The following is a 9,764-nucleotide window of genomic DNA, read 5'->3' as shown; positions in this document are numbered from 1 at the left end:
TTAATGTGCTTCATGGCCTGAGTTCTCCGTTCTGTGAATTTGCTGTCTGGATAACTACAAATTTACCATAATCGTTGGGAATTCAGGCCTGTTTTCTTGCTGCTAATTCCTTAACCGGACAGCAGTGGTTTCTTATACAATTGATTCGGTAAAACAAATTGTTTTTACACATGTTGAAGGCGTGCTCGATAACCAACAGCTCCATGAGCATCAAGACAAGCTAGGAGAGGACCCTGAGTTTCATCCGGACATGCGTGAACTCATGGACTGCAGAGATCTCATAAATGTCAGGGTAAGAGAGATTAATTATTCGCAACTTGCTGCTTCCAGCCCATGGGGGAGTCAAGCACAGCGAGCCATCGTTGTTTCAACTGTTTTAGGCTTTGGCCTGTTAAATATATTTCAAGCCGTTATGGGCTCTGAGCACGGCAAACTATCCATATTCCGTGATATCGATAGCGCAAAAGAATGGCTTGGTCTGTAGTTACAGCGTGCAAAGACAACACTCAGACAACTGTTTTAACAGGCCAGGGTGACTAACCTGCGGGGACAATCTCACCTTTCTTGATACTGAATACATCCAGCTGCTTTTGACCCACTCCGGAATCATCAAATTTCACGTGACCGGTCATGGCCGGGAAACCTTCAGGAGTACGCAGGCCTCGGCTAATCTCGTGTCTGGACAAACCCAGACGGCTGGTCATCACAGTGGCAATACGCATTGTATCATAGGCCAAACTCATCAGATCGGAAATTTTGGCGCTCCCCCAGACCTGTCGGTGTTTAAACTGGAACTGGCGGATATTCGGGTCTTCCTGATTACTGACATCAACCGATGTATTCGAGGCAGCAAAACGCGCTTTGGAAAGATAACGGCCACGATCATCAAGCAGATGTCCGTCCTGCCAGCGACTGGTTCCATATAGTGGCACGCCTCTGATATCAGCATAAGCGAGTTGTCCGGCCAGCATAGCAACCTGACGACCATCAAGTGCCAGATAAATGGCGTCAAATCCGACTGGCATACGTATTTCCATATCCATCTCTGGCAACATCACAGCCAGCTCTTCATCCAGTTCAACCAGCAGTTCCTCATCATCCGTCTCATGGCGCAATTTTCTCAGCAGTGAACGATGATCCATGGTGAGCTTATCCAGATGCACAAGTTGAGAAATCTCACCACCCAGATTCTGGAAAGAGGCTGAGAACATCTCTGCCTCCGTCTGATCATCTGATGCTCCGGAGATCACCACCATACGCGTTGCCCCCTGCTGCCAGGCATAATTGGCCATCACATAGACCTGCGCTAATGGCGAAAGCGTATGAATAAACAGAGCATCAGATCTGGCTGCGAGATCGGTACGCCCTGTCAAACTAATCACAGGAAGCTCAGGCCTGAGATATGGCAACAGCGCTTCAGTAGTTTCGGCCAATAGCGGGCCGATAATCATATTAACCGATTCTCCAGCCAGCTTATTATAAGCAGCTATCGCCGTCATACTGTCAGATGCAGTATCTTCAACGCGCAAGGTGATGTATTCATCAAATTCAATACCAGCCAGGGCCACACGAATGCCACGCAAAGCATCCTGGCCATAACGGGCATAAGGACCTGTCAGCGGCAACAGCACACCAATCGTCGCGGCCCGAACCTCGCCGCTCGCCCAGGCCTGTAGCTGTCTGACATGGCTATGCGATGGTTGTGCTGCGGATAACAGCTCTGCAATACGGGCTACGGCTCTCGTATCACCGGTCATCAGTCGAGAGCGGCCAGCATGTAAATCAAAGTCCGGCATCAAGTCGGAAGAGAGTGCGCCCTCACGATGTAATTGTTCAATAGTTTCCATGGATGAGCGGCGGGCAGCCATGCGCAACCAACTGTCACGACCACCATAATCCACGGCTGCAGCTGCCAACAGCCAGTAGACAGCCTCACGCTCGGATGCCTGCTGTGTTATTGCAGGGGCCTGATCAAAAATATCATCAGCCAGTTCACGCGTCAGGCGTTCATGCAGCAGAGCATCGCGCATCTTTTCCAGCGCACGTCCTGCCTCATCCTGAGCTATCCACCATTTAGCCAGCCAGAAATGCGCATAGGGAACCAGTGCATGCTTCGGATGCGCAGCAATCACTGAGCGGATTACACCTTCCGCACCCGGACTCTGCATCTCCAGCAGCAGCTGGGCTTTACGGAAAATGGCCTCATCTCGAATGAGAGGAGCACCTTGTTCAATAAGCCGGTCAAATTCATACATAATCTGATCCGGATTTTCTCCGGATCTGGCTCGCCGCATCAGCAGCTGAATCTCAGCCGCACTTACCGGAGCGGCAGACATGCGTTTTAAACCCGGTCGTGATTTCTCAACACCGCTTATTCCAGATGGCTGTTTCGGCTGACAGGCGCTGAGCAACAGCAAGGAAAAAAGCCCGAGCACGGCGTAAATAACACTTCTGGAAAGCATGGCTGGCATTGCAGCGGGGAGGGTAGAGCGATAACGTGTCCACATCATGGATACGCAACCTAAACATATCGATGGCAACGGCCAACTTTTCATCGTAGCCACGCCAATTGGTAATCTGAGCGATATGACTTATCGCGCCGTGGAAACCTTGAAACAGGTAGATGTCATTGCTGCTGAAGATACCCGTAACAGCCGCAAGTTGCTGCAGCATTATGGCATCAAGACACCCATGATTACTGTGCATGAGCATAACGAACAGGCCATGCTGGAGAAACTTCTGATCCGCCTGAACAACGGTGAGAATATCGCCCTGATTTCTGATGCCGGCACCCCGCTGATCTCAGACCCCGGCTACCGGCTGGTGTCGGGCTTGCGAACACATAATATCCGCATCACACCTATTCCCGGTGCCAGCAGTGTTTTAACCGCCCTGTGTGCAGCCGGATTACCCACAGACCATTTTCGCTATGCAGGTTTCCTTAGCCGCAGTGGCAAGACCCGCAGTGAAGCATTGAGCCGCCTGATCACTTCGGATGAGACATCTGTCGTTCTCGAATCACCGCGCAGACTTCTGGCGACGTTGAAAGACTTGCAAACACTGGATAATAACAGAGAAGTGGTTGTAGCACGCGAATTGACCAAGTTACATGAAGAGTTTGTTTCTGGCCCTGTGCATGAGCTGATCAGGCACTTCGAACAACATGAACCACGCGGTGAAATAGTGCTCCTGCTGGCACCGGCAAGTGAAGAGCAGGTTGATCTATCCGATCAGCAGATCATAGCATGCCTTGGCACCGAGGCTATGCAGGCGCTTCCCCCTTCAGCACGTGCAAAAGCAGTCGCCAAAACTCTGGATGTGACCAAATCGAGGGTGTATGCACTGATCAATAACGCATGAGCACGGCACTGGGACAGGCTGGTGAAGAACGAGCCGCCCGTTACCTGAAACGCAGAGGATTCAAAATACTGGGGCGTAATATCAGACTTGGCCGCGGAGAGCTTGATATTGTGGCATGCAGTGATGAACTGCTGCTGTTTGTCGAGGTCAAAACGCACAAGACCCGCGAGTCGGGACTTTTGGCCATGCATGACGATAAGTGCGCCAGACTATTATCTGCGGCCGAATCGTGGCTTGCAGGTCATGCTTCATATGCTCATTTACAATGCCGCTTTGATTTAATCATCGTCACCCCTAGACTAGGCTTGCCGGGTTGGTTACCGCCCCGTATTGAACACATGAGGAATATTATTAACTGATGAATAGCGATCTGATCAGCCAGGCCATGTTAGACGGCATCGAACTGCGCCGGCAATGCAGTGAAACATTAACCGAACCTTTGCTGAGCGCAGCCAGCATTATTGTTAAATGCCTGCAAGGTGGCGGCAAAATCCTGGCCTGTGGAAATGGCGGCTCGGCAGCAGATGCGCAGCATTTTGCTGCAGAACTGGTCAACCGCTTTGAAATCAACCGGCGGGGACTGGCTGCAGTCGCACTCACTCATGATGCATCGGTGATTACCAGCATCGCCAATGACTTTTCCTTTGACCAGATCTTTTCGCGCCAGGTTGAAGCTTTGGGTCGACCCGGCGACCTGTTGCTGGCCATCTCCACCAGTGGTGCTTCCAGAAATGTGATTGCAGCAGTGGAAAAAGCAGGAGAGATTGGCATGAACACCATTGCACTCACCGGCAAGAACGGCGGCGAACTTGGCCAAAACAGTAACATCAGCGTACACTTGAACATCGACTATGGTTCTACACCGCGCATTCAGGAAATGCACATCACCTGTCTGCATATCCTCTGCTCCCTGGTCGATGATGATTTGTTTGGAGGGGCTTCATGACGATCAGACCACTTTCGTTCACAAAAATAAAAACTGTCCCGCTGTCCAAACGAAAAGTTGACAGTGATGGAAAAGATTTTGCCGCGCCTTACAAAGCCGGTACCGGTTTTGAAAATTTTCTCTGCAGTCTACCTAATCTTGGCTGTGCAGGTGATCTGTTCCTGTTGCGCGATGCTATTGTATCAGCTCACAGACATGGCCATCAGGTCTTTCTTGCCTGTGGCGGACATGTATTTGATTCCGGCCTCGGTCCGTTAATCTGTCGCCTGATTGAACAGAAAGTTATCACCGGCATTGCTCTGACAGGCGCAGCGCTGGAGCAGGATGTGGAAATAGCCATGCTCGGCCAGACTGTATCGGCCAGTGAGCGGGCCTTAAGTGATGGCAAATACTGTATTACTGAAGAGACAGGTTGCCTGATCAATGATGCGATCAACTATGGTACCGGTGAAAACTGGGGCATTGGCCTGAGCGTCGGCAAACGTCTGATGGAATCAGAATTGGAACATCTGGATCACTCAGTGGTAGCAACTGCAGTGCGTTACGGTATTCCCATCACCGTGCATCCCGCGATTGGCGCTGATGCATTCGGTATGCATCCGGCATCCCATGGTGAGTCCATGGGTGCAGCCGGGTTCAGGGATTTCCGATTGCTCGCTGGTATGATGGCAGAAGCCAGCAACGGCGTTATCATCAATATCGCATCCAGTGTGATCATGCCACGTGTGCTTTTGCAAGCGGTTGATGCAGCACGCAATGTCGGTAAAAACATTGAAAATATCACCTCAGCAGTCATCGATCCCGGTGCCAGCGCCTCTGCCATTACTGATGTCGTGACACGTCTGTCGCAACCGGATGGTAAAGGTTACTGGCTATCCGGACCTGATGAAATTCTCGTACCCCTGCTATTTGCATCTGTTCTGGAAGCACTTGGTGATGAAATCATATGAATAAGAAAACAGGAGACCTTCCCATGCCCACATGGCGTTTATTGGCTTTAATTACCCTTCCACTGATGTTATCCGGCTGCTTAGCTGCTGTTGTCGGTGGCGGAGCTGCCGCAACAAGTAGCGTTAATGACCAACGCAGTGTCGGCACACAGATTGATGATGTTACACTAACTACAAAAATTGATGCTCGCCTGATTGCTGAGCGTGATATGCCATCACGCTGGGTCAGCGTTCAGGTCATTGACGGGAAAGCAACGCTCACCGGTCACCTGCCAACCAAACGACATATTCAACGCGCCATCTATATCACCGAAAATATCAGAGGTGTTCGCGGCGTACACTCTGAATTGATGGTTGGTAAACCAGCTCTGGGTAGCATCATGAGTGATTCATGGATCACTGCTCAGATCAAATCAAAACTATGGAATGATGAACAGGTTTCCGGCTTTTCGATCAAAGTGGAAACTGTCGAAGGCAAGGTGTATCTGCAGGGTTATGTAAACACCTTTATCCAGCGTCAGCGTACCAAGGATCTTGTTCATAAAGTGAAGGGTGTCACCGCAATTATTGATCTGATGCAAGTCGCGAAGAATTGAACTACAAAAAAGAGTGGGAAGATGCCTTAAAACAGGTTGAAACATGGAAAAAAGCCGGCATTAAAGTCGTATTCACCAACGGTTGTTTCGACCTGCTGCATCCCGGGCATATCGACTATCTGCACAAAGCACGTCAACTCGGTGATGTGCTGATTGTTGGACTTAACGATGATGACTCCATCTCACGTCTGAAAGGCCCTGAACGCCCGATTAATCCGCTTGAGGACCGCAGTATTATGCTCTCCGCCCTCAAATCGGTGGACCTGGTCGTACCATTTAGCGAAGACACACCACTCGGTTTAATATCCAAGCTGCTCCCTGACCTGCTGGTCAAAGGTGGCGATTATCAACCCGATGATATTGTCGGAGCTAAAGAAGTTCGCGCCAATGGTGGCCATGTCACTGTCATCACTTTTGTAGATGGACACTCAACTACAGCACTGATTGAACGCATTAAAAGCATTGCTTGAGCAAGTCAAAGCCATGCTCAAGCCCAGCAGAATATAGATGAATAAAAATCTGAATATTGTCGCAGACGCACATATCTGGGGCGTTGAAACAGCATTCTCAGCGCTACCTGGCTTTGACGTTAATTTGCGCATTATGGAAAACAGGGATATTTCAAAAACCGGCATATTAAAAGATACTGATATCCTGCTCACTCGCTCATCTACCAAAGTAAATGCATCATTGCTGCAGGGAACAGGCGTTCGTTTCGCAGGTACAGCTACAATAGGTGATGATCACTACGATAAGGCCTGGCTGGATGCCAATAATATCACATGGGCAAATGCAGCAGGCTCATCAACCGGTTCAGTCATAGAATACATGACCAGTGTATTACTGGAATTGCACGACTCAGCCCTTATCAACATAGCCGATACAACGATCGGTATTATTGGAGTTGGCCGGATTGGCAGGGAAATGACAAAGCTTTGCAAAGCTTTGGGGATGAATGTGCTTCTCAATGATCCGCCTCGTGCCAGAGCAGAAAGCCCGGATCACTTCTGCTCTCTGGATCAGATTCTCGAGCAGGCGGATATCATCACACTGCACACACCGCTAATACGTGAATCGCGGGATTGCACAGTACATCTGCTCAACAAGCAGCGTCTGCAGAGGTTTCGTGGTCACTGTATCATCAATGCTGCACGTGGTGCCTGCATCGACAACCATGCCCTGCTGCACTGGTTACAGTCTAACCCATCTCACTCGGCTGTTCTCGACTGCTGGGAAAATGAACCATGCCCTGATCAGGAACTAATAGCTCACCCCGGCATGGCTATCGCCACACCACATATTGCAGGCCACTCCCTCGACGGTAAAGCCGCGAATACACAGTACATTTATCAAGCCCTGTGTCACTTTCTGCATATTAAACCGGTCTGGAATATGCATGAGCACCTTCCTGCTGCAAGCATGGCCTATTCAGTTGAAACCAATAGTAACAGCTGGAAAAATTTGCACGCTGCTTCCCGCTATCTATATCCAATCCGCAATGATGATGTAGTGATGACATCCTGGTCTAATCTCAACAACAGTGAGTTAACAGCTGCGTTTGCCAACTATCGTCGGCACTACCCGATCCGTCGTGCCTGGAAATATTCACCTGTCCACTTCAGCTGCAGTGATGAGCAGACTCTGAAACTTGCACATGCCATCGGCATAAAAGTTGTATAGGCTAAGCTCATGAATAATTTAAACAGCAATCTTGTTTGGATGGACCTGGAAATGACCGGGCTTGATCCGGATATAGAGTCCATCATCGAGATCGCTACCATCGTTACTGATGGCAAGCTGAATATTCTTGCTGAAGGCCCCAGTCTGGTTATTCATCAACCCGATGAGATACTTGATCGCATGGATGACTGGAACACCAAACATCATGCACAGTCCGGTCTCACGGCTAAAGTACGGGCATCGAAGATTTCTATGGCTGAGGCCGAAGAGCAAACCATGAAATTCATCAAACAGTATGTAGCTGAAGGAGAGTCCCCCCTGTGCGGTAACTCCATTCATCAGGATCGGCGTTTTCTGGTTCGCTATATGCCGACACTGGAAGCCTATGTGCATTATCGTAATATAGATGTAAGCACCATCAAAGAGCTGGGGCGTCGCTGGTATCCAACAAAAAAAGCCCCCATCAAAAGAGCCCAGCATCTGGCTATGTCTGATGTTCGAGAATCCATTAAAGAGTTGGCGTTCTACCGCAAACACCTGTTCAGATAGCCAGATTTTGTGTGATTCATCACATTGATCGATGAATCCTGCTATACTATTCAAACCACCTGAACACTTTAAGGGAGGTTTGCAATGTTCGTGCGTCCATTTTTTCTATTCTTTGTCTCTATTTCTCTATTCACACTTTCCAATATTGCCGCTGCTGCAACACTGGATGAGGTCAAACAGGCTATAGGTGAAGCCAAAGCATTACGTGCCGCTGAATTTGCACCTGCCCATTATAACAGTGCCGAACGTACATTCAGGCAGGCTCAGGAACTGCTGATCCAGAAAGGTGACAGGAATAAAATACGCAGCCTTCTTGATCAGGCTGCAGGTCAGGCCGCTGCCGCATCAAGTGCTTCGCAGCAATTTACCCAGAACTTTTCCAATCTGGTGGAGTCCCGTGATCGCTTACAATTGGCCGGAGATGAATACACACGAGATGATATTACAGAACGCGCCGAAAAAGAGTTTGCCATCGTAGTGACAGCTGCTGAAAGCGGTAATATGAAAAAAGCCCGCAAAGAAGCAGTCAATGCAAGACGTACGCTGAATTCCGCCCAGGTAGTTGCCGCCCGCGAACAATTTGTACGCCCGATTTCCAAATCCATTGCACAGGCACGTAAAAATAAAGCCCGTAACTTTGCACCAAAAGCCTTGAGTGAAGCCATTGACTTGCAAAAGAAAACCGACGCTTTGATCAAATCTGATCCGGATGCCCAAACACAGGCTTATGCGCTTTATCAACAGGGTTATAAATCAGCCCAGCATGCCACACGCGTTGCAAGCATGGGTTCTCAGTTCACTAAAAAGCCTCAGTTGCTTGAACGCTGGGTTGATGCCAGTGATGCCCGCATGGAAACGCTGGCAAAAGCCCTGGGAATCCAGCTCGACCGCAGCCAATCTCCCGATATGCAGCTGGCACTACTGAAACAGGCTATCGAAGATATGCAGGGTGAATATAAAGCGCAGCTCGCCGATGCAAACAAGCAGAGTAGTGAGCTGAGTAAAAAACTGGCCAAATATGAAGGTGATATGGCTCGTGACCTGAAAGATATGGCGGACATTCGCTACAAATTACAGCTCAAACGAGAAGCCGAAGCTAAAATCAAACGTCTGACCAAGCTTTTCAGTCCGGATGATGTTGAGATTCTTCTCACAACGGATGCTGATGTTATCTTCCGCATGAAGACCCTGAATTTCCGTAGTGGCAGTGCTGTTATTCCGCCTCAGGCCTATGTTTTGCTGGATAATGCTATCAAGTCGATTGAAATCTTCCCCAAGCGGTCTGTACGTATCGAAGGACACACTGACTATATGGGTGGCAATGCATTCAATCAGGCTCTTTCCGAACGCCGTGCGAATGCGGTAACAGAATACCTGCATCAGAACATGCCTGAATTCAGCAATCAAATGGATGCGGTCGGGCACGGTGAAGAGAAACCTATTGCTAATAATGAAACGGCTGCAGGTCGTACCAAGAACCGTCGCATCGACATTATTCTGGTTGCGCCACCCGCAAGCACAGAATAATAAAGCCCTGATTGAAACACAGCTCGCTCACAGTATTTTCCAATCCGTAAATGAGTCTGAAAGCTGATCGCATGGTTTATAGTTCATGCTGCCTCGTTGTTCTGCCCAAAGATTGTTTTGAACAAGGTTTTGCGAGCGTTTCGTAAATGCTTCCAT

The 9,764-nt window shown here is 49.2% G+C and carries 11 protein-coding genes; 10 read left to right on the top strand and 1 reads right to left on the bottom strand.

The window, feature by feature from the left end; translation table 11 throughout:
• Positions 1-124 precede the first annotated feature (124 nt).
• Positions 125-484 (top strand): hypothetical protein, encoded by a 360-nt coding sequence (locus tag MMIC_RS12015; protein WP_072660720.1) that lies wholly within the window; start codon positions 125-127, stop codon positions 482-484.
• A gap of 52 nt (positions 485-536) precedes the next feature.
• Here the strand turns inward: MMIC_RS12015 and MMIC_RS12010 are convergent, their stop codons facing one another.
• Entirely contained in the window at positions 537-2,510 is a 1,974-nt protein-coding gene (locus tag MMIC_RS12010) for a penicillin-binding protein activator (RefSeq protein WP_072660719.1), read from the bottom strand.
• Here MMIC_RS12010 and rsmI point away from each other — a divergent pair.
• From rsmI to MMIC_RS11965, 9 genes are all read left to right on the top strand, one after another.
• Positions 2,509-3,360: a 16S rRNA (cytidine(1402)-2'-O)-methyltransferase gene (rsmI, locus tag MMIC_RS12005; protein WP_072660718.1), complete on the top strand. Its 852-nt coding sequence runs from the start codon at positions 2,509-2,511 to the stop codon at positions 3,358-3,360. The genes MMIC_RS12010 and rsmI overlap by 2 nt on opposite strands.
• Entirely contained in the window at positions 3,357-3,719 is a 363-nt protein-coding gene (locus MMIC_RS12000) for a YraN family protein (protein ID WP_072660717.1), read from the top strand. Before rsmI ends, MMIC_RS12000 begins: the two co-directional genes overlap by 4 nt.
• Positions 3,719-4,306 (top strand): D-sedoheptulose-7-phosphate isomerase, encoded by a 588-nt coding sequence (locus MMIC_RS11995; protein ID WP_072660716.1) that lies wholly within the window; start codon positions 3,719-3,721, stop codon positions 4,304-4,306. The genes MMIC_RS12000 and MMIC_RS11995 overlap by 1 nt, the downstream gene beginning before the upstream one ends.
• Positions 4,303-5,256, top strand: coding sequence for a GSU2086 family protein (locus MMIC_RS11990; protein WP_072660715.1), 954 nt, complete (start codon positions 4,303-4,305; stop codon positions 5,254-5,256). Before MMIC_RS11995 ends, MMIC_RS11990 begins: the two co-directional genes overlap by 4 nt.
• Complete coding sequence (locus MMIC_RS11985; RefSeq protein WP_227819509.1) at positions 5,253-5,852, top strand: BON domain-containing protein; 600 nt, start codon at positions 5,253-5,255, stop codon at positions 5,850-5,852. The genes MMIC_RS11990 and MMIC_RS11985 overlap by 4 nt, the downstream gene beginning before the upstream one ends.
• Positions 5,849-6,322, top strand: coding sequence for a D-glycero-beta-D-manno-heptose 1-phosphate adenylyltransferase (gene rfaE2 / locus MMIC_RS11980; RefSeq protein ID WP_072660713.1), 474 nt, complete (start codon positions 5,849-5,851; stop codon positions 6,320-6,322). Before MMIC_RS11985 ends, rfaE2 begins: the two co-directional genes overlap by 4 nt.
• Before the next feature lie 37 nt (positions 6,323-6,359).
• The gene (locus tag MMIC_RS11975) at positions 6,360-7,532 is read left to right on the top strand and encodes a 4-phosphoerythronate dehydrogenase (protein ID WP_072660712.1); all 1,173 of its coding nucleotides are present in this window, start codon (positions 6,360-6,362) and stop codon (positions 7,530-7,532) included.
• A gap of 9 nt (positions 7,533-7,541) precedes the next feature.
• Positions 7,542-8,081, top strand: coding sequence for an oligoribonuclease (gene orn, locus MMIC_RS11970; protein ID WP_072660711.1), 540 nt, complete (start codon positions 7,542-7,544; stop codon positions 8,079-8,081).
• 84 nt (positions 8,082-8,165) lie between these two features.
• Positions 8,166-9,608 carry an OmpA family protein gene (locus MMIC_RS11965; RefSeq protein ID WP_072660710.1) on the top strand — a complete coding sequence of 481 codons (1,443 nt, stop codon included), beginning with the start codon at positions 8,166-8,168 and terminating at the stop codon, positions 9,606-9,608.
• Positions 9,609-9,764: the final 156 nt, after the last annotated feature.

The sequence above is a fragment of the Mariprofundus micogutta genome (assembly GCF_001895085.1).
In the GTDB taxonomy this organism is placed as follows: Bacteria; Pseudomonadota; Zetaproteobacteria; order Mariprofundales; family Mariprofundaceae; genus Mariprofundus; species Mariprofundus micogutta.
This window is presented reverse-complemented; position numbering and strand designations above follow the sequence as displayed.